This window comes from Telluribacter roseus, from assembly GCF_017355915.2.
In the GTDB taxonomy this organism is placed as follows: Bacteria; Bacteroidota; Bacteroidia; order Cytophagales; family Spirosomataceae; genus Telluribacter.
Window position 1 is genome coordinate 1 of sequence record NZ_JAFEUV020000005.1, and the last position, 21,407, is coordinate 21,407.

General features: G+C 52.0%; 15 protein-coding genes and 1 other RNA gene. 12 read left to right on the forward strand and 4 right to left on the reverse strand.

What is annotated here, in order from left to right; translation table 11 throughout:
* Positions 1-261: 261 nt before the first annotated feature.
* The 4 genes from JTN23_RS10940 to JTN23_RS10955 all read left to right on the forward strand — a co-directional run bounded on the left by JTN23_RS10940 (position 262) and on the right by JTN23_RS10955 (position 7,122).
* Entirely contained in the window at positions 262-1,584 is a 1,323-nt protein-coding gene (locus tag JTN23_RS10940; RefSeq protein ID WP_247234840.1) for an acyclic terpene utilization AtuA family protein, read from the forward strand.
* Entirely contained in the window at positions 1,581-1,892 is a 312-nt protein-coding gene (locus tag JTN23_RS10945; protein WP_247234842.1) for an AtuA-related protein, read from the forward strand. Before JTN23_RS10940 ends, JTN23_RS10945 begins: the two co-directional genes overlap by 4 nt.
* Positions 1,893-2,076: 184 nt before the next feature.
* Entirely contained in the window at positions 2,077-2,952 is an 876-nt protein-coding gene (locus tag JTN23_RS10950) for an alpha/beta hydrolase (protein ID WP_247234844.1), read from the forward strand.
* Between the two features lie 75 nt (positions 2,953-3,027).
* Complete coding sequence (locus tag JTN23_RS10955) at positions 3,028-7,122, forward strand: glycosyl hydrolase (protein WP_247234846.1); 4,095 nt, start codon at positions 3,028-3,030, stop codon at positions 7,120-7,122.
* Positions 7,123-7,210: 88 nt separating this feature from the next.
* Here the strand turns inward: JTN23_RS10955 and JTN23_RS10960 are convergent, their stop codons facing one another.
* Positions 7,211-8,776 carry a protein adenylyltransferase SelO gene (locus tag JTN23_RS10960; protein WP_247234848.1) on the reverse strand — a complete coding sequence of 522 codons (1,566 nt, stop codon included), beginning with the start codon at positions 8,774-8,776 and terminating at the stop codon, positions 7,211-7,213.
* Positions 8,777-8,979: 203 nt separating this feature from the next.
* Here JTN23_RS10960 and JTN23_RS10965 point away from each other — a divergent pair, with 203 nt between their 5' ends.
* On the forward strand, positions 8,980-9,684 hold the full coding sequence (locus JTN23_RS10965) for an alpha/beta hydrolase (protein ID WP_247234850.1): 705 nt from the start codon (positions 8,980-8,982) through the stop codon (positions 9,682-9,684).
* A gap of 19 nt (positions 9,685-9,703) precedes the next feature.
* Here JTN23_RS10965 and JTN23_RS10970 read toward each other — a convergent pair whose 3' ends face one another.
* Together JTN23_RS10970 and JTN23_RS10975 are read right to left on the reverse strand one after the other, a co-directional pair.
* Positions 9,704-10,621 (reverse strand): gamma-glutamyl-gamma-aminobutyrate hydrolase family protein, encoded by a 918-nt coding sequence (locus tag JTN23_RS10970; RefSeq protein ID WP_247234852.1) that lies wholly within the window; start codon positions 10,619-10,621, stop codon positions 9,704-9,706.
* Positions 10,609-11,613: an amidoligase family protein gene (locus tag JTN23_RS10975; RefSeq protein ID WP_247234855.1), complete on the reverse strand. Its 1,005-nt coding sequence runs from the start codon at positions 11,611-11,613 to the stop codon at positions 10,609-10,611. The genes JTN23_RS10970 and JTN23_RS10975 overlap by 13 nt, the downstream gene beginning before the upstream one ends.
* 223 nt (positions 11,614-11,836) lie before the next feature.
* Here JTN23_RS10975 and ggt point away from each other — a divergent pair, with 223 nt between their 5' ends.
* From ggt to JTN23_RS11010, 7 genes are all read left to right on the forward strand, one after another.
* Positions 11,837-13,528 carry a gamma-glutamyltransferase gene (ggt, locus tag JTN23_RS10980; RefSeq protein ID WP_247234857.1) on the forward strand — a complete coding sequence of 564 codons (1,692 nt, stop codon included), beginning with the start codon at positions 11,837-11,839 and terminating at the stop codon, positions 13,526-13,528.
* Positions 13,529-13,538: 10 nt separating this feature from the next.
* Positions 13,539-14,000: a peptide-methionine (R)-S-oxide reductase MsrB gene (gene msrB / locus JTN23_RS10985; protein ID WP_247234859.1), complete on the forward strand. Its 462-nt coding sequence runs from the start codon at positions 13,539-13,541 to the stop codon at positions 13,998-14,000.
* Positions 14,001-14,080: 80 nt separating this feature from the next.
* Complete coding sequence (locus JTN23_RS10990) at positions 14,081-15,190, forward strand: amidohydrolase family protein (protein WP_247234861.1); 1,110 nt, start codon at positions 14,081-14,083, stop codon at positions 15,188-15,190.
* A 438-nt stretch (positions 15,191-15,628) separates the two neighbouring features.
* Positions 15,629-15,895, forward strand: coding sequence for a hypothetical protein (locus JTN23_RS10995; RefSeq protein WP_247234863.1), 267 nt, complete (start codon positions 15,629-15,631; stop codon positions 15,893-15,895).
* 669 nt (positions 15,896-16,564) lie between these two features.
* Entirely contained in the window at positions 16,565-16,807 is a 243-nt protein-coding gene (locus JTN23_RS11000) for a hypothetical protein (protein WP_247234865.1), read from the forward strand.
* A gap of 94 nt (positions 16,808-16,901) precedes the next feature.
* Complete coding sequence (locus tag JTN23_RS11005; RefSeq protein ID WP_247234867.1) at positions 16,902-19,073, forward strand: O-antigen ligase family protein; 2,172 nt, start codon at positions 16,902-16,904, stop codon at positions 19,071-19,073.
* Between the two features lie 150 nt (positions 19,074-19,223).
* Positions 19,224-20,561, forward strand: a complete 1,338-nt coding sequence (locus JTN23_RS11010) for an SBBP repeat-containing protein (protein WP_247234869.1) — start codon at positions 19,224-19,226, stop codon at positions 20,559-20,561.
* 374 nt (positions 20,562-20,935) lie between these two features.
* On the opposite strand, the gene ssrA is transcribed toward JTN23_RS11010, so the two are convergent.
* Positions 20,936-21,309, reverse strand: a transfer-messenger RNA (tmRNA) gene (gene ssrA / locus JTN23_RS11015).
* Positions 21,310-21,407 lie beyond the last annotated feature (98 nt).

Genomic DNA, 21,407 nt, shown 5'->3' on the forward strand with positions numbered 1-21,407 from the left:
CGCTGCCTTAGAGTAAGGCTAGCATTTTTATGGAGTTTCATAACCAACATAAACTATAAATTTTATACCAAATATTCTATAACCTTAGTAACCAGTACAGTTAGCTATTAGCTTTAAGTATTTAAGAGTTAGGGAGGAGTAGAGTAAGTGAGGGATAAGAAATTGAGTGTTTCAATTTTAAAAATGTTAGTTATTGCACATAGATAAAGAATCATTTGTCAATGGAGCTAACAGCTAATAACTAACAGCTAACAACTTAAAATGAAAGATAAAGTCAGAATTGGTTGTGGAGCCGGATTTTCGGGAGACCGGCTGGAGCCGGCCGTCATACTTGCCGAAAAGGGGGAACTGGATTACCTGGTACTGGAATGTCTGGCTGAGCGGACTATTGCCCTGGCTCAAAAGCGAAAAAGGCAGGATGCCTCTCTGGGATATGATCCTCTTCTTGAGCGACGAATGGAATCTCTGCTGCCGTTACTCAAAAAGAATGGCATCCGGCTCATTACCAATATGGGGGCGGCTAATCCCGTAGCCGCGGCTAATAAAGTATGTGAGATTGCCGATCGGCTCAACCTGTCCGTGACCGTAGCGGCCGTGACCGGCGATGATGTATTCAGTCAGCTGACGGGTGAGGAGACCGCCATAGAAACGGGTAAGCCATTGGCCGATTCGGGACCACTCCTTTCGGCCAATGCGTACCTGGGTACTGACGCTATACTACCCGCCCTAGAGTTGGGAGCCGACGTGATCATTACGGGTCGGGTAGCCGATCCTTCCCTGTTTGTGGCGCCCCTGGTGCATGAGTTTGGCTGGTCGCTGGATAATTTTGATCAGATAGGTCAGGCCACGGTCATTGGTCACCTGATGGAGTGTGCCGGTCAGTTGACGGGTGGCTACTTTGCCGATCCGGGTAAGAAAGATATACCTGACCTGGCTAATCTGGGGCATCCGTTCGTGGATGTGAGTCAGGATGGCAGGGCGGTTTTTGGAAAGGTGGCGGGTACCGGCGGAGCTATCCGGCTGGAGACGGCTAAGGAGCAACTCCTGTACGAAGTGATGGACCCCAGCCAGTACTATACCCCCGATGTAGTGGCTGATTTTACTGGGGTGAAGCTACGGGTAGCAGGCCCCGACCAGGTGGAGGCCACCGGCGGACGAGGATATGGGAAGCCCGAAGAATTAAAAGTAAGCGTCGGGTATGGGGCCGGGTACATTGGTGAAGGGGAAATATCCTACGCGGGTTCCAATGCACTGGCACGTGCCCAACTGGCCGGAAGTGTGATCGAGGAGCGACTGAGGGACCGCTTTGCTGACCTGCGGGTGGACTATATAGGAAGTACCTCCGTACATCGGACCCAACTGGGTACCTGGCCGGAGCCGTACGAAATCCGGCTACGCGTAGCGGGTAGAGCGGCTACGGCTGCTGAGGCCGCTTTGGTGGGTGAGGAGGTAGAGGCCCTGTATACCAACGGTCCAGCCGGAGGGGGAGGCGCCCGAAAATATGTCCATGAAGTAGTAGGCATTGTATCTACGCTGCTGCCAAGGGAGCAGGTACAGCCGGCACTAACCATTCGAAACGTATGAAAAGGAAACTCTACGAAATAGCCCACAGCCGGGCCGGTGATAAAGGCAATACGTTGGTATTGTCCCTGATCCCGTATAAGGAGGAGGATTACCCACTCCTTAAAGAAAAAGTAACAGCCGAAGCCGTAAAGACGCATCTGCAGGACATTATAGCGGGCGAAGTAGAGCGTTATGAACTACCCAACCTGCCCGCGCTGCAGTTTGTGTGCAGGCAGGCCCTGCTGGGTGGTGTAACCACCTCCCTGGCCATGGATACCCATGGTAAGAGCCTGAGCTATGCCTTGCTGGAAATGGAAGTAGAGCCGTAAGCAATAGGCTTTATGCTTGGTGACTTTCATTTTAAATGAATTCAAATTATAACATAATTTATTTCCACTCATCCTGTTGTTTAGCACGTAGTGGCGGCACTTTAGTAGCAAAATAGAAGTACAACCTTTTTAGCCCCAGCGGGAGGTGCTCCTCCGGGGCGGCATTAATCTATTATTTAAGATCATGAAACGTATCAACCCTTACCTGTTCCTATTCGGATGCCTCCTTTCGCTGACCTCCATGGCGGCCAAAGTAGATACCCTCGACATTCAAAGCCAGAAAATGAACCGGACGCTGAAAGCGGCCGTGGTACTTCCCGAAAGCTACCAAAGAGCCAGTAAGCCCTACCCGGTGCTGTACCTGCTCCACGGCGGTACCGGAGGTTTCCGCGACTGGCTCACCAAGGTACCCGATAAGACGCTGCTGCACCGGATGGCCGATCAGTACAACCTGATCATCGTGACGCCCGACGGAGACCCTACCAGCTACTACTTTGATAGCCCACTGGTCAAGACCAGTCAGTTTGAAACCTTCATTACCAAAGAGCTGGTGGAAAGAGTTGATAAAAGCTACCGTACCGTGAAAGACAAAAAAGGCCGTTTGATAGCCGGTTTGTCCATGGGAGGCCACGGGGCTATGTACCTATCGAGCCGCCATCCTGAACTGTACGCTGCGGCTGGAAGTATGAGTGGGGTAATGAATATCAACACTGCGACCTGGAGGGTACCTGCCGAGTTTGCAAAATCCCGGGCCGATTATTTTCTGAAGCTGCTGGGCGAGCGCCAGTCGGGTGAGCACCCGTACCCCGGCTATACCATGGTTACCCTGGTGGATCGGCTCAAAGCCAACGGACTGCCGTTTATCCTGGACATTGGTGTGGATGACTTCCTGATCGATACCAACCGCGACCTGCACGCCCGTCTGTTGGCGAACGGGGTACCCCACGACTACATCGAGCGCCCCGGCGCCCATACCTGGGAGTACTGGGAAAACGCCCTGCCTTTCCAGCTGATGTTCTTCAATAAAATACTAAAAGCAAACGGCGTGGCGGTACAGTAATAGTTGATATACTTTATTGACCTGATGCAGGCAAAAAGAGCTAACGCCTAACCAGCTAATCGCTAAAAGCTATTTATGAAAAGAAGACAGTTTCTTAAAAATACAAGTGCCGCTGGTTTGCTGACCCTGGTTACTCCGGCCGGGATATTCCAGACCCTACGCCATACAGCAAACCTGAGTCTGGAAGAAAGCTTTGTCAATCCGCCCGTGTCGGCCCGTCCGCATACCTGGTGGCACTGGATGAACGGCAACGTCACCAAGGAAGGGATTACCCTTGACCTTGAGGCCATGCAACGCGTGGGAATCGGGGGCTTCCAGAACTTTGATGCCGGTACCGGTATTCCCGAAGGTCCCATCAAGTACCTGAGTCCCGAGTGGCTGGAGCTGAAGAAGCACGCCATTCGGGAGGCGGATCGCCTGGGACTGGAGTTTACGATGCACAACTGTCCCGGCTGGTCGTCGAGCGGTGGTCCCTGGATTACGCCGGAGCTATCCATGCAGCAGATCACCTGGAGTGAAGCCGGGGTGAAAGGAGGAAGTACAACTAAAGTGGGCCTGCCGCAGCCCTTTACCAACCTCAACTTCTACCGGGATATAGCCGTGCTGGCTTTTCCGGCCCTGAAAGGCGGGGCGGACCTGGTTACGCAACTGAGGAGTGCCAGTAGCAGCAAAGGAGCCATTGACCTGAAACAATGGGCGAACCTGGATCAGCAGGGCATAGCTGTTCCCAAGGGTTCAGGTGATCAGCCAGGCTTTATACTGTTGGAGTTTAAAGAACCTTACGAAGTACGCTCGCTGTCCTTTATCGCAACGGTCGCGGCTGGAGGAGGCTTTGGTGGCCCCGGAGGGGGTATCACGCTGGAGGCTTCTGACAATGGTACTCAGTACAGTAAGGTTGCTACCATTTCCAATGGTCAGCAGCTACTCCGCTCCACCGGCGAAGCCTTTTTTGCGGCGGATCTACCGGCTACGAAGGCCCGCTTTTTCCGCCTGTCGGCACCGGATGAGAAGCAGTACCGGCAGATCCGTTTTTCGGGCGCGGCTCGTCTGGACGATTGGCTGAAGAAGGCGAACTACCGCTTCACGGGTAGTGGAGTAACGGAGAAGTTGAGTGATGGTGCCGAGGTAGCGGGCTCAGTGATCCGGCCGGAATCCATTGTAGACGTTACGCAGTACATGGATAAGAACGGGGTACTCAACTGGAAGGCTCCCGCGGGTGACTGGACGGTCATGCGTATAGGCTATACCTCCATGGGTACCCTCAACCGCTCTGCTCCTGATACGGGCGTAGGACTGGAATGCGATAAGTACAGCGCGGAGGCCATTGAGTTTCATTTCAACAAAATGATGGAGAGCCTGCTGCCCACGCTACGCCCGCTGGGAGCCAAGGGTAAGGTAGGCCTCTTGATCGATAGTTACGAGGTAGGTATGCAGAACTGGACGCCCCAGTTCCGGCCCGAATTTCAGCGGCGCATGGGCTATGACCTCATCAAGTACCTGCCCGCTATGACCGGACGTATCGTAGGTAGTGTAGACCAGACGAACCGCTTCCTGTGGGACCTGCGTCGCTCGCAGGCCGACCTGATGGCCGACAACTACTACGGTAAGTTTACGGACCTCTGCCATAAGAATAACATCATCTCCTACACGCAGCCCTACGACCGCGGGCCCATGGAGGAGATGCAGATAGGCTCCCGTATTGATACCATGGTAGGAGAGTTCTGGAACAGCCTGTCGGCCATTTTTCAGAACAATTGGACCATGCGCCGGACCATGAAGCTATCGGCCTCCATTGCTCACGTCAACGGTCAGAAAGTAGTGGGAGCCGAATCCTTTACCGGTGAGCCTGAGTCGGCTCGCTGGCAGGAGTACCCCTTTGCTCTCAAAGGCCTGGGAGATAAAAAAATGACAGAAGGGCTCAACCGTTTCGTCTTCCACCGCTTTGCGCACCAGCCGCACCCAACTGCCAAGCCCGGTATGACCATGGGCCCCTGGGGTATCCACTTCGATCGCACCAATACCTGGTGGGAGCCGGGCAAGGCCTGGCTTACCTACCTGACGCGCTGCCAAAGCCTACTTCAGCAGGGGCTGTTCGTGGCGGACCTGGCTTACTATACCGGCGAACATCCGAACGGCTACACTGAGGTGAGTCCGGAGGAGTTAGATCCCAAGCCACTGGCCGGATTTGACTATGATGTGATCAATACGGAGACCATCATGAGGCGGGGTAGCGTAAAGGACGGGCGCCTTACCCTGCCCGATGGCATGAGCTATCGCATCCTGATTCTCCAGAACCAACAGGGTATGCAGCTAAGTCTGCTGCGCAAGTTACGCGATATGGTTGGTCAGGGGCTGGTACTGTACGGGCCCAGGCCTGAGGCAATTCTGGGCTTGAAAGGAGCTAAACAGGAGGAGCGAACTGCCTTTGAGCAGATTACCAATGAACTTTGGGGCTCCGACGCTGGTACTACTGCACAGGGGCATAGCGTGGGTAGTGGTAAAGTATTCTGGGGGCAGCCTATTCAGGCGGTACTGTATGCCGTTGGCCTCAAGCCTGACTTTACCTACTCGTCGCTCTCCGGTGATGCACCAGTTTCGTACATCCATCGCCGCATCGGGGAGGCGGATGTGTACTTCATCGCCAACCAACGCCGAACGCAGGAAGACCTGGTATGTTCGTTCCGGGTAACAGGAAGACAGCCGGAACTATGGGATGCCGATACGGGAAAGACAACTACAGTACCTGTATTCGAGCAGAAAGCCGGGGAGACTAGTGTACCCGTACAGCTAGGTCCCTACGGTTCAGCCTTCGTGGTGTTTCGATCACCGGCGCCGGCTACCTACCTGCAGGCAGTGCAGCACAACACCGATAAGGTGCCGGCGCTGGGTACCAGTCCGTTCCCCCACATGCCCCGTCAACTCTACCATGAGCGGGCCAATACGTTTACCATGCACTTCTGGGCCAAGCCGGAGTTTAACGCCATGCTCAATCCCCGCGGCTTCCTGGAAAATATTCCCAACCCCTGGACCGACTACTATGCCGTTTATCCGGCAGCGGGGGAGGAGCTCTACGGCAAGGGCTACGCCACGGCCGGTGTGGCGGTAGGTCGTAACGGTGTGGCCGTTTGGGAGAATGGGTCGGGTGTGCCTGTATTTACGCTGGCCGCTCTGGCTTCTATTTCGGGCTGGAGTCACATAGCTGTGGTGTATTCGGAGGGAGTACCTTCGGTGTGGGTCAACGGCCACCTGATTGAGAAGGGTAAAAAGTCTGAAAACAACGTAGTGCCCGGTATGGGACTGGCTTTCCAGGCCGAAGGCGCTTCGTACTACAACGGCGATATGACGGAGCCGGAACTTAATAGATTCGCTTTGGGGGAGGCTGAACTCAGGCAACTGGCTGCTAAGCAACCACCCGTTCGGAATGAGTTGCCCGTGGTGCAGGTCAGTGGTGGAGCCAGGCCTTCCCTGCTGTTCTGGCAGGACGGACTCTACACACTCCGGACCCATACCGGACAGAGAAGTTCCGTTCACATTAAGGCACTACCGAAGCCACAGGTGCTATCGGGTCCTTGGCGAATCTCCTTCCCACCGGATCTGGGTGCTCCCGCGCAAATAACGCTTCCCGAGCTGCAGTCGCTCCATAAACACGAGCAGGCAGGAGTGAAGTACTTCTCCGGTACGGCTACTTATACAAAGCAATTTGAAATACCGGCCAGTACGCTAGTAGCTGGTGCGAATGAGAAGCGCCGGATCTTCATGGATCTGGGGCAGGTAGAGGTGATCGCCGAAGTGAATGTAAACGGAAAGGATCTGGGGACGCTCTGGAAGCGGCCTTACCGGGTGGATATAACGGATGCGGTACGGGCCGGATCTAATACCGTAGAAATCAAAGTAACTAATCAGTGGCCCAACCGCCTGATCGGCGATGAGCAGCAGCCCGACACGGTGAAATATTCATCGGGAGGAGCGGGGCCTTTTGGAGCCTTATCCATTGGAGCCATCCAGGAGCTGCCGGACTGGTACAAGCAGGGTAAACCCAAGCCCAATAACGGCCGCGTAGCCTTTACTACCTGGAAGCACTATACCAAAGATTCGCCCCTGCTGGAGGCTGGTCTGATAGGTCCGGTACAGGTGATCACGGTGGTAGAGAAGCCGGTGGTGTTGGCGTAGATTATTCATAGTTATCAGAATAAATCAGAAAGGGCAGTAGTATCAACCTGATACACTGCCCTTTCTGATTTACGTAAATTTCTATCCCTTACGAGCTGCACGACAGCATGGAGCAGCCCGCTTTCTGACTAGCCCAGTCGGGACGCTTGGCGAAGAACTCATCGAAGTTCCTTGAGTAGGGATCCTTCATCGCCTGCTGTAATTTGACAAACAGTTGATCATCGCCCTTTTCCAGCCCTTCGATAGCCTGATGGAGCAGGTAGTTGCGGAGGATGAAGCGTGGATTGCTCTTTCTCATCAATTCCTGCGACTCCTCTCGCGTACAGGAATTAGCCTCTATCCGCTCCCAGTATGCTTTTAGGGTGTTGAACAGCAGCTCCCGGTCAGTAGCCTTGGGCTCACGGTAGTAGCTCTCCCTGAAATGCTCCACTACCTGCTGCTCCGATTCTACCGCTGTGAGATCCATAAGTAGCTGGAAGAAAATCGCCATATCGGGCTTGAGGGTAGTCAGTACTTTCTCTACCTCACCGATCAGCTCTTTATCCTCTTCCCGAAGCTCATCCAGTCCCAGCTTGTTCGCCATCATGACGTAGAACTTGCCGTAGAACAGGTCACGGTACCCATCCAGAACTTCCTGTAAGGGCTGAGTATTCTCCTGATACAGCGGCGCAATGGCACTGGCCAGACAACCCAAGTTCCAGTAGGCAATGCTATGCTGGCGACCAAAGGCGTAACGGCGGCCCGGCAGGTCGGTGGTATTGGGCGTAAAGTTAGGATCGTAGTCGTCCAGGAACGAGTACGGACCGTAGTCAATAGTCAGTCCCAGGATGGACATATTATCGGTGTTCATCACCCCGTGTACAAAGCCCACCCGTAGCCACTCCACCATCAGGCCAGCAGTGCGCTCCACTACTTCTCTGAACCAGGCGGTGACGCGCTCAATACCTTCGCCCTGGATGTGTGGGTAGTAGCGGCTGATGGTCCAGTCAACCAGCTTTTGCAGGTTTTCGTCCTCCTGGCGGGAGGCCAGCATCTCGAAGTTACCGAAGCGCAGGAAGCTCGGCGCTACGCGCATCACGATGGCTCCCGGCTCCATGGCTGCATTGCCGTTATAGAACATATCTCGTAGTACCTGATCACCTGTACTGACCAGACTCAGCGCCCGGGTAGTAGGTACGCCCAGGTAGTGCATGGCCTCGCTCATAAGGTACTCCCGCACCGACGACCGCAGCACCGCCCGGCCATCGGCCCGGCGTGAATAGGGGGTAGGTCCGGCACCTTTTAGCTGAAGTTCATAGGAGGTACCAATAGGAGCTACCCACTCGCCCAGTGTAATAGCCCTACCGTCGCCCAACTGACCGGCCCAGTTACCAAACTGGTGCCCGGCGTAGCAGGCGGCATAGGAGTACATAGTGGGGGTGACAAGATTACCGGCGAGTACGGCTACTTCTTCATCGGTGGTAGGCTTTTCTACGCCCAGCTCCTGAGCCAGTTCATCCGACCAGGCTAGTAGTTTGGGATTACTAACGGGCGTAGGTACCGCCTTGCTGTATAGCACACCAGGCGTTTGCCGGGGGCGGAGGTTGCCGCTTTCATCACCGGGGAACTCTTCTACAAATTGTTTTTTGTATGTATGTGAAACCAGATTCTGCATCAGTTTATCATTTAAATTTCTGGGGTACAATACCTATCATCAGGTACCGTACCTACTATTTATTTAACAACAATTCTACTATAAAGATTTAGTGCCAAAGGAATATACGCGATGACCTGCCCAAAAGGAAGGAGCCGTGTAAGGGGCTGGCATCAGAATTATGGAAGGTATATGAATAACTGTAATCAGAGAAAGGAGAATCTATGATCACCAATCGGGATACTTATACTACGGGGCGTCTTACGGCCAGACCGCCTCAATCTACTACTAAAGATACCTGGACAGCGGGAGTACAGCCTCTTGATCTGGATGGGGACAAGGATGGATTAGTCTATGTTCCTAAAGGCTATCGTCCTGATCGCCCGGCTGCGCTGGCTCTCATGCTGCACGGGGCTGGAGGCATTGCCGAACACGGGCTGTCGTACCTGAGAAGCTATGCCGACGACAATAACATCCTGCTGATAGCACCGGCCTCACGGTCTTCAACTTGGGATATTATATCATTCAATACCTTTGGGCCGGACGTGCTTTTTATTGATCAGGCGCTGAATCTGGCTTTTGAACGGTATGCCATCAATCCCGAGCACATGGCTATTGGTGGCTTCTCCGATGGAGCCTCTTACTCCCTGAGTCTGGGCCTGACCAATGGTGATCTGTTTACGCACATCATTGCTTTTTCACCCGGTTTCGTTCATACCAAAGAAAAGGTCGGCCAGCCTTCGATATTTATTTCGCACGGTACTCAGGATCCCATACTTCCCATTGATCCCTGTAGCAGGCGGGTGGTACCACAGCTGAGGCGGCAGGGCTACGACACGAGCTATATCGAATTTGCTGGTAAGCATGAGATTCCCCATAACCTCTCAGAGCGAAGTATCCACTGGTTTATACGAGGAGGACTGGACTAAGCTGATCACTCAGCTTAGTCTATCTCCTGTACTGCTCTTCCATTTCCTGCAATACCTCTGCTTTGGGACAGTTAATAGCTTCTTCCATGTCACGGTCTTCGATTTGCTGACTCACCTCACGGGCGTGCTGTACCAGAGCTTTGAAGAGCCGGCGGTGCCATTTGCTTTGGGGCAGGTACTCGGGGTGCCATTGCACCCCGATCATGAAGGCATGGTCGGTACTTTCGATGGCCTGTACGACCTGGTTTTCCTCCTGCGCTACTATATCAATGGTATCGCCCGGGTCTTTCACGGCCTGGTTATGTAGCGCATTCACTTCAAGCTGATCGGCCCGAAGTACACGTTCCAGCTTGCTCCCTGCCTTTATGAATACATTCTTCACCGGGAAAATACTGGCCGGATTGGGCTCTTCGGTATAAAAAGTATTAATGCTTTTGTAAAGGGTACCTCCGAAGTACACGTTCATCAATTGCGAACCGCGGCATATACCCAGCACCGGCAGATCCTTTTTGACGGCCTGATCGATCAGTTGGAATTCCAGATGATCGCGGTCACGGTCCAGACCGAACACTAGTTTGCGGCTGAATACCTTTCGGATAAAGAACAGGGCCGGGTAGTACAGCTGTGTGGCAAAGCGGCCCAGCTTCTGAAAGGGGTTCAGGCGGGGCTGCCGCAGGGTTCTTTGCAGATACTGGTCTATCACGTGGTCCTGTTCGTAGGTACTGGGATCCACGTCGGCCCCACCACCAATGATCAGCCCCTGCAGACCATCGGCCGTTCTGGGGTTGGAGGGGGTGATACGAACCGGTTTGCCACCCGCCAGCCATACCCCCAGGGCCGTAAAAAACCAGGCGGAACCACCACCCCGGTCGGGGCCGGTAATCCCGATGGTGGGGCGGTCACGATTGATTTTGAACTTCTTCTTCAGGATAGCCATTGTTCAGTACGTTTGATCCACTTACCATCAAAACCGATCAGGGTATGTTCTTTCAGGTACCTGTATTCCTGACTCATTTCGGCGAGTCGTTGTGTATCGGTAGCCACCTCTTCAATAAGTACCCACAGATTCCACTCCTGAGCCAGTGACCAGTCTGGCAGTGAAATAGAGCTATTGGGAAGCCGGTAGTGAAATGTACGGCGGGGCTTCACCTTACCCAGATCATCAAACTGGTTCAGTAAGTCAGGATTGATATGTGCAAATACCGGATACATATCCAGAGGCCGGTTGCGGTCAGGATTGTACCGGTGGTAATCATTAATGAGCTCATCCAGATCGGGCTCATAACCGGGAGCCAGTATCAGTTCGGCGTATTTGGCCGGATAGGGTACTATAAACGGACTAATCTTCCGGGCCAGGTCCGTTTGTCCGGCCTCCAGCAGCCAGGGATGCAGCAGGATCACGGCCCGTATATAGTTAAGTAGTGTTTCTGGTTTGGTGTCAGGTACCTCTACATTGATATGGGTACCAAAAGCATTGGTCGGAAAGGCCTGGGTACCTTCTGCCCGGTGCTTATACAATTCGATCCTGAGCTTTTCGACCTTGTCCAGTTCCGTAAAAGGTACCGGAGGGCAGGCTATCTCATAGGGAAGCAGCTTACCTACTATGCCCTCCAGAACGGTCTCTACTCCTTCTTCGAGGGTATATGTACCCAGGTTTACTTCTTCCGGATGAATGTTAAGGGTATCAAATATGGTCTTGTAGCGTTTCTCGGTCAGAAGTACCGAATCAAATTCTACGGTAAAATCACCGATGGAGGTGTTAAGTACTTTATGTCTGAATCGTCCCTCTATCTCGATTTCTCCTCCGTAAAGTTCTCTGATAATTTGTACGGCCTCCTCAATCCCCACATTGGAAAATTCCAGCTCAAAACCAGCTGTTCGTGTTTCTCCTCTTTCGTTATACAACAAGGGAGGTTGCTTAAACTGCATAGATCTATTTTTTAGAATGGGTTGTGTAAACATTTACTTTTCGAAGCGGTTCAGGTAGTAATGTGCTAATCGCCCAGCTTCCTCTCCGTACCGACGTACGGCCTGATTTCTTCCATCCGACTGTATTCAAAAAACAATACCTGAAGCCTGTGCCGGTGAAGGGAATCAGGTGAGAACTACTCACTGAAGCAGGGGGATTTTTGTTAACCAAAATAAAGACTGAATGATTAGAAGAGTATCGCTGCTATTTATAAGTATCTGGTTGCTGGGCTGCTCTAACCGGAGCATCCGGGAAACCGGACTCGTTACGGAACGGGCTATGGTGGTATCGGCACATCCGCTGGCCTCGGCGGTAGGCACCGAGATATTGAAAAGGGGAGGTAATGCCGTAGATGCCGCCGTGGCCGTACAGTTTGCGCTGGCGGTCGTATATCCCGACGCCGGTAATATCGGAGGTGGGGGATTTCTGGTACTGAGGCAGAAGGACGGAAGTACGGCTGCCCTAGACTATCGGGAGAAAGCACCCGCTGCCGCCCATCGCGATATGTACCTTGACGAGAAGGGGGAGGTAATAAAGGAATTGAGCCTGAAAGGGCACCTGGCGGCAGGAGTACCGGGAACCGTAGATGGCATGGTAGTGGCCCACCAGAAGTACGGCAGTATGCCCTGGGCTGAACTGGTACAGCCGGCAGTACAGCTGGCAGCAAAGGGCTTTCCGCTCACCAAAAAAGAGGCAAAAAAGCTGAACGAGGAGCGCAAAGACTTTCTGAAATACAATACCCGCCGTCCTGAATTCATACTCAAAAACCGCTGGAAGGAAGGAGACACCATCAGGATGAAATCCCTGGCCCTGGTCCTTACCCAGATCAGGGACCGGGGCCGGGCCGGTTTCTACGAAGGACTGGTGGCCGATAGTATCGTAGCTGAGATGAAGCGTGGCGGTGGCCTGATTACCCATCAGGATCTGGCCGCCTACCACTCCGTCTGGCGGAAGCCCATTGTAGCCAATGTTGGGGAATACCGGGTGATCTCCATGCCACCTCCTTCCAGTGGTGGTATTGCGCTGGTGCAGCTACTGACCATTTCTGCTGACTATCCGCTGGGAGAGTGGGAGTATAAAACTGCCAAAACCACTCACCTGATGATCGAAGCCGAAAGACGCGTATATGCCGACCGGGCTGTGCACCTGGGGGATCCAGACTTCTACAAGGTACCCGTGGAGGGGCTGCTGGATACAGCCTATATCAAGCGCCAGATGGTGGGATTTTCCCCCGGTAGAGCTACCGATAGTGATGAGGTATCGGCGGGTACACCGGCTCCTGCCGAGAGCCCCAACACTACCCACTACTCCATAGTAGACTCCCAGGGCAATGCGGTATCCGTGACGACTACGCTCAACAGTAGCTTTGGCGCCAAGGTGTTCGTGGCGGGGGCAGGATTTCTGCTCAACAACGAGATGGATGACTTCAGCGTTAAGCCCGGAGCGCCTAATTCATATAGATTAGTAGGGGGTGAGGCCAATGCCATTGCTCCCGGCAAGCGTATGCTCAGCTCAATGACGCCTACCATACTCGAAAAGAACGGAAAGCTCTATATGGTAGTAGGCAGTATGGGAGGCTCTACCATCATTACGACTGTATACCAGATTATCCTCAACGTAATAGCCCATGGTATGCCCATGCAGGGAGCCGTCAATGCGGGACGTTTTCACCACCAGTGGAGGCCCGACTGGGTCCTGTCGGAGTGGGGAGCGCTGGGGTTTGGTACGGGAATACGCCTGTGGCTGATGGGGCATAAGATAGCCCCCAAAGTGAGCGGTGGCATTGGTCGGGCGGCCGGTATACTGGTACGGCCGGACGGCCGTCTGGAAGGTGGAGCCGACCCGAGGGGTGATGACGCTTCGGCTGGTTTTTGAAAGGATGCCTATGCTACACTGGATCGATGTTATCAAGTACGCCAGGTACGCTACTATGGAGCCTACTTATCGGGTAGAGAAGTCGGAGGAGGAGTGGAAGCAGCAGCTCACGCCTACCCAGTACCAGGTCATGCGCGAGAAGGGTACCGAGCCGCCCTACCGCAATGCCTACTGCCGCACCTACGATCCGGGGCGGTACGCCTGCGCCGGCTGCGGTCAGCCACTCTTTGACGCTACTACTAAGTACCACGCCATCTCAGGCTGGCCCAGTTTTACCCAACCCATCACCCGGGGAGCCATCAGGTATGCCTACGACTTCAGCCATCGCATGGAGCGGATAGAGGCCCTCTGCAATAGGTGCGGCTGTCACCTGGGGCATGTATTTCCAGATGGGCCTGAACCGGGCGGATTGCGCTACTGCATCAATTCGGTAAGCCTGGTGCTGATAGGTGAGGGAGGAGTGGAAGATTAAGCGTATATATGATAAGTAGCATTAGAACGGATCCGGATTTTAGTAACAGTAACCATGACCAATGCTATTCCTACACTCCAATGAAACGATTTGCTACTACTGCTAAGATTCAGATTCTTCCACTCCTCCTTGTTTTCCTGTTGACCCAGTGCCTTATACCCATGGTCCGGGCTCAGGATGTCAATAATCTTAAACTCAAAGACTATCGGCCGGTATCTATTTACAAAGTACCTCAGTCCAGGATTGAGAAAGCAAAGTACCCCGCCGTGGACCTGCACGCGCATGACTATGCCAAAACGGACGCGGAGGTAGACGCCTGGGTCAAAACCATGGATGCGGCAGGCATTGCCAGGTCAGTAGTACTGGCTTATGCGACGGGGGAGAAGTTTGATGCCATTGCTAAAAAATACGCCCGCTACCCCGACCGCTTTGAAGTATGGTGTGGCTTTGACTACACCGGCGCCGACCAACCGGGCTGGTCGCAACGGGCCGTGGCGGAGCTGGAGCGTTGCTACAAAATGGGAGCCCGGGGCGTGGGCGAACTGGGTGATAAAGGTCTGGGTGAATTGTATTCACAACCTACACCTGGATACGGTATGCACATCGATGACCCGCGCATGAAGCCCCTGCTGGCGAAGTGTGCGGAACTACGTATGCCCATCAGCATCCATGTGGCTGAAGACGAGTGGATGTACCAGAAGCCCGACTCCACCAACGATGGACTAATGAACTCGGCCAAATGGAACGTGGACATGAGCAAGCCGAACATTCTGGATCATGATCAGCTGGTAGCAACGCTGGAAAATGCCGTACGGGATAATCCCAAAACAACCTTTATTGCCTGTCACCTCGCCAACTGCAATTCCAACCTCACTATGCTGGGCCGTTTGTTCGACAAGTACCCTAACCTGTACGCGGATATCTCGGCCCGCTACGGTGAGTTTGCTCCCATTCCCCGCTTTGCCGGCGCCTTTATGGAAAAGTACAGCGACCGCATTGTGTACGGTACCGATATGGGAACATCAGCGGATATGTACCATACTACCTTCCGGATACTGGAGTCGGCGGATGAGCACTTCTACGAGCACGACCGCTTCGGTTACCACTGGCCTCTGTACGGACTGGCGCTTTCTAACGCTACCCTTCGCAAGATTTACAGTACCAATGCCCGCAAGATTCTTTCCCGTTAAGCAACGTATACGTTTAGAGTGGTAGACCGGCTTTGGAAAGTGTTGATTTTAATCAACGATTTTGTTGCTGCAACAAGAATATCAGCCGGTACTTTCCTATCCTTTATCTTTATTTTTCCTTTTAGATAGCAGAGGCGTGATGTATATATATTGTGCGTAAATGCCTTGTAGATAACGTCTTACCGAATTATTTGTGCTCTTAGTACCGCTACTAACTGTGGATTGGTATATTTATTTTATATACCATTAAAACAGAAAAATACTCCACTTAAGGCTATTGAGGTAGGTAGTTTGACATTCACTGTTAAAACTGATACTTCAAGAAGAGGAGAAATCAGTGAGCAGCTGTCTATTTTCGAACCGGTGAGAAACCTAGTCCGAAAATGGGTGAAAGAGCAGATAAAGAATAGCATATATCCACGCAAAACAAGAAGCAAGATGAAGTTACCTCACGAACTCCAACCCGGCGACCGCTTCTACTATCGCCATAGTATAGGTGAAGAAGTAAAGCTATGGAAAGTAGTCGCCACTGGCCTCAACAGCCTGATTGCTACCAGTGAGCATATGTACAGCAACGTGCCCCTGTACTACGATCAGATGACGGAGCCCGACCGGCATTTTTGCTATGTACCAAACCAGCCAGGTTTGATAACGATTATACGTTCGGCATTTAGTACAAGAGCAGCTGATAGTGAGGTCGCTTAGGTAGCAGATACAGGCATACGTCATGAAACAGAAAATTTACTAGCTGCAGGTAACGTATTCTATCGGATCAGGTACCGGATAGGTACAGCTGATTGTATGGCTTTATTGGGGGGAGGCTAGGAGCGGGACGATGGAATAACCATATGCAGTAGCTACAATACCGGATTAATTATACTATATATAGCAAAGGCTCTACCAGGCGGTAGGGCTTTTTTTGTGCCTGCCAATGCTGTGGAGATAAAGGTGTAGAAAATATAAGGTGCATCTGCACCAAGTGTAGCCGGTAATACACAACCGTAGTTAACCCGATTTTATTTCCAAATTTTTACTAATCTAAAAGTTGACTGTCTATCAGCATGTTAGCGTATAGGGGCTTGTACTTTGTTACTGCGTAAATATACTTATATGTAACTCAGGTATAATACTTATATAAGTAGGATTACCCGTAAATAAATGTTGAACATAAAAGTTTTTGAATATCAGATAATTACCTGAAAGCTAGGATCAGGTAAAGTATAAAAGAGCTGGCAGCGAATAATGGAGCATTCGCTGTAGGATGTTGGAGTCCTGAACCAACCTAAAAAACGGGGGCGTAATTCTGAAAAGCCTTATGAGTAAGAACTATCCACAACACAAAGAACTATGAAAAAGACAATTAGCACACTATGTTTGGCTGCACTTGCCTCTGTAGCCCTTATTGCCTGTGAAAAAGAGGAAAACGCAATGGCACCTATGAATGGTCCCCAGAAAACTCTGGCTAACGCAAAGAATGGCTCTGACAAGGTTACGATCTGCCATGTGACCGGTAATGGCTCTAGCCATACGTTAACCATCAGTATCAATGCCTGGGCCGCCCACGAAGCCCATGGTGATAAAATGGGTGGCTGTGATATGACTGCCACCAAGCAGTAAGTTTGTTTAGTGTTTGATTACGGGTTGGAAAAGTACAGTGATATGATGCCTTGTCATATCCTGTACTTTTTTAATTCGTACCTATCTATTTGCCATGCGTACAGGCCAATCCGACAGCATAGCCAAAACCGGTGTTGAGAGGGTACTGGTAGGAGGGCTATTACTAATCATCCTTACTCCGCTGGTCTTTGATCCCCAGGTGGAGTATGGATTCAGAGTACCCCGCTATATCTACTTTTCTTCTCTGACTATTTTGCTCAGCATAGTAGTCTATAAGGTCAGGAAGTCCATCCAGGGCATCAGGTACAATAGCCTCAGCCTGTGTTACCTGTTGTTTTTGGGCTCGCTTGGTATAGCTCAGGTCGCAGCCTATGATCGGGCTATGAGCCTGTATTCTACCTTTGAGCGGATGGAGGGCCTCTTGTACTACCTGGTACTCATGCTGTTTCTCGTCATCCTGAGTACTATCCGATTCAGCCCCACCGACTGGATCAGACTCTTCACCGCCTGGGTGGTAGTGGCCGTTGTGGTGGCACTGGGCGGACTGCTTCTGGAAGTCGAAGCAGATAATGAGTACCGGATAGCCTCTTCTCTGGGCAATGCCTCTTACCTGTCCCACTACCTGCTCAGTAGCATCATCCTCCTGGGCCTGTTGGCTGACGCCTCTGCTTTCAAAAGGTACTATCTGCTATTCATTACGGCGCTGGTCATTTTACTGGCCGGGCTCTTCTTTACTTTTACCCGGACCACCTATATCGGCCTGCTCCTGGGAGGGCTTACGTTTGTATTGCTGCAATGGAAACAGCTACGCGCATCCTCCATCCCGAGGGACAAACGGGTGGCAGTACTGGCGGTAGCACTGGTTGTACTGGCTGGATGTTTTGGCGTCTACTACTTTGAGCGGCTTGCCTATGCCGTGATCAATACCAGCACGCTCCAGGACCGCCTGCGGCTGTGGCGGATTGCCTGGCAGGGTATCGGGCAGAGACCACTGTGGGGGTGGGGGATTGATAACTTTCCGTACGTGTACGAGAAGTACATGCGCGAGTCCATGGCCCTGCAGAGGGTATGGTACGACCGCAGCCACAATGTATTTCTGGACTGGTTTATCAACGGCGGAGTGCTGTCGGGGCTCTCCTACCTGACTATCTGGGGAGGGCTCCTGTGGTACATCCACAAGACCCACCTGCCTCGCTTTCGGAAGTCGCTGCTGACCGCCTGGTGGGTAGTTTCGGTGCTTTACCTTTTCTTCAACATCGACAACCTGCCCAACTGGATCTTACTCATCCTGGTCACAATCTACGTCCTGAACCATCTGCCCAAGCAGCAGGTACGGGTTGTATCGGCCCCGAAGGCCATACGTATCATCACTGGGGCGGGCCTGGGTGCAGGGCTATGTGTGGCTTACCTGAGCCTGGTACCTACTACAAACGGGTATCTAGTGGTTCGCCAGTACACATTCAGTGATAGTCCGGAAGAAAGGTTAGCACTTACTTCGTATATGTTGGATAGGGCATTTCCGTCTAACTACAATCTGGCTAAGTCAGTAGCTGACTATACCTATACCGTACTCGAAAGTCCTACTTCAGAAGGTTTAGGGAAAGCGTACAGTACTACGGCTTACCGGTTCATCAAGGCCGAAACAGCCAGGCGCCCCCCGTCGGAATACCTGCTTCTGAAAAGGGCCGATCTGGAAACTCTACTTGGTAAGGAAGAAGAAGCTATAACAACTCTCAAAGAAGTAGTACAGGTGAATCCGGGTTTCGCTACAGCTTATCTCCGGATCGGGTATCTATACTTCGGCAAAAAGCAGCACCGGGAAGCGATCGGGTACTTCAGCAAAGCCGGAAAAATCTCCCCCAGCCTGACCGAAGCCAGCCTGATGAAGATCAGGGCCAGGGCTCTGCTGGATGCTGATTTTGATTTTGTCGGTGAGTTAAAGAAATTCCCTGGTGAAAAACTGGTTGATCACGCTCACCTGGTGAGTACTATTTTCAGGGAATCCGGCCGCATGGAGGAGTACTTGGTCTGGATGTGGAAGGGAGCCTACCATACCGACGCCCCTCTGAAGCCCCAGGTACTCTACGAATGGGCCCGGTGTTCCTACGAGGTAGGGAACCTTGGCTCGCTGAAGAACGTACTGGAAATCTACAGCATCACCTTCCACTGCTCCCCCCAATTTTCAGAAGAAGTACTTGCCCTGGCACAAAAGGGCGTAGATCCCTCTGCCAAACTGCTGGAATATAGAGCATACATGGAAAAATAAGCAGTGTGTAAATAAACGGAGAGGTTTGTAGTAAGGGGTTGAAAAACAAGTTAGTAGTTGCCAAAGGTAGGCTATGTGTTAAACATATATATAACAAAACTACGTATTTGGATAGTTACTACTTTAAGATTCACACTACACTCACTCATAATGCGCAATACCGCTCTGGCCCTCATAGGCCTGGTAGGAGCCTTACTTCCTGCCTGTACAGATCATATTACTGATCCTTTGAATGTGCCTCTCCTGGAAACTACCGCCTGGGGCACCGGTGGAACTGGCTTTGCCATTGGCTACGCTACGGCCGTTGACCCCAGCGGAAATGTATACGTGACTGGGATGCTGAAAGGGGAAGTCAAATTTGGGGATCTCACGGTGTCAGGACCAGCGACGGCTTTCACCGATGCCGCTTTCGTAGCCAAATATAGCCCTACCGGTCAGGTACTGTGGGTGCAGCAGGTGGGGCAGGCAGGTACTAACGCCGGACTTGGTATAGCTGTGGATGGTGCTGGAAACGTGTACGTGTCGGGTGTACTAGCAAAGTCAGCTGATTATGCCACACCCGCCGTAGTGGGTGAGGGTACAGTCATAGTGTCTAAGTACACCACCGATGGAAAGTTGCAATGGGCTAAAACAGCCGGAAGTACCGACAGGATTCAGGGGCAGGATATAGCCGTGGACAAATCAGGTAATGTGTACATAACGGGGTTATTTGAAGGTACGGCTGTTTTTGGCGAAACTACACTTACAGCCCGTTCATCCCAGGTGAAGATTGGTGGCCGGGAGGATATTTTTATCGCCAGGCTCAATACAAATGGGGAGTACCAGTGGGCGCGGCGGGCAGGCGGAGGCTCCCTCGACGCCGGCTTCGGCCTGGCGGTGGATGAAAGTGGCGATGTATATACGACGGGTGTTTTCTCGGGGACGACCGATTTTGGAGGACTTAGCCTGAATGCCGGAGGCATAGAAGTACAGCATATTTTTGTAGCGAAGTACAGTGGTAGCAGCGGTGAACTGCGGTGGGCACAGGATGCCGGATCTGGTTGGGGCCGGGGTATTGCGGTGGATGGAGGTGGAGATGCTTATGTAGTAGGTGATCGTTCCATTCATAAAGTAGGTCGTAACGATGGTAGCCTGCAGTGGAGCCAGCGGCTGTCGGGAGGTGATCACTTCTATGGCTCGGATATCACCACCGATGCGCAGGGGAATATATTTGTAACGGGAGCCTTCACCACTACCTTAACACTAGCCGGACAAACCATTACCTCCTCCGGAGGACAGGACCTGTTCCTGGCCAGGCTGCGAAGTGACGGTACTTTAAACGCGTTACACCAGGATGGGGGCAGCAAGGATGAAGTAGCCTACGGCATTGCTCTGGGAGCTCATGGAAATATCACCGTCACCGGCTACTACCATAGTCCTTCCACGCTTGCCGGTAAGGCTTTGTCGGGTACCAATGGAGGCCTGTTTGTTGCACAGTATAACAAATAAACAGCCTACGGATAAGCATCCATAGGCTGATTGATAGGTATATATCCATCCATTTTTATCAGACCTAAAAGCTACACGATCTAGGACTGATATCAACAGTTAAGTCAAGTATAAGCCTAATGTAGAGGAGTTGCAAAGAAAAATAAGCAGGTGGTATATTATGGCTAAAAAATATAATTTTTGATAGGTTATAAAGCAACATTTTATTACTCCCATGACCTGCCCCTACTGCCTAAGTAGCAATTATATTGTTGATGATTCGTGGTTACAAAGAATTTGTGGTCAGCTCCTACGGCAGGAGTACACTTAGCAGTTTTTGGAGATAATGAAGATTTAGCGCATAAAAAATCCCTTCCTGCTGACAGGAAGGGATTTTGTGGAGATGGAGGGATTCGAACCCTCGTCCAGAACAGGGAAACCCTGCGTCTTCTACATGCTTATCCGTGATTCGATTGTAGGGCTCAGACAGGGTTCACGGCGGACCTTCATCTAAGCCTTAGGTACTAGGATCTCGTCGGTTTTCCGTACCACTATACCGACCAGCACTGCATTTCGACGCCCCTGATTCCGTTCGGCAATGCGTGGACCGGAGGGACGATGGCATTCGTCTAATCTATCAGATTAGGCGGCCATAGCGTAAGAAGCTTCGCCTGTTATTGTTTGAAAGGCATTTTTTACAGGAGATACCCTCAACTCCCGACATGCTTACACACAGACCTTCAACCTGCTGTCAAAACCAGTCACCCCCGTTTTGATAAGCAACCAACGGTAGTAGGTCGCACTAGCCGCGGTAGGTTGCAAATATACTACAATTATTAAGGTAGAAAGGTTCAGGAAACAGAAAGA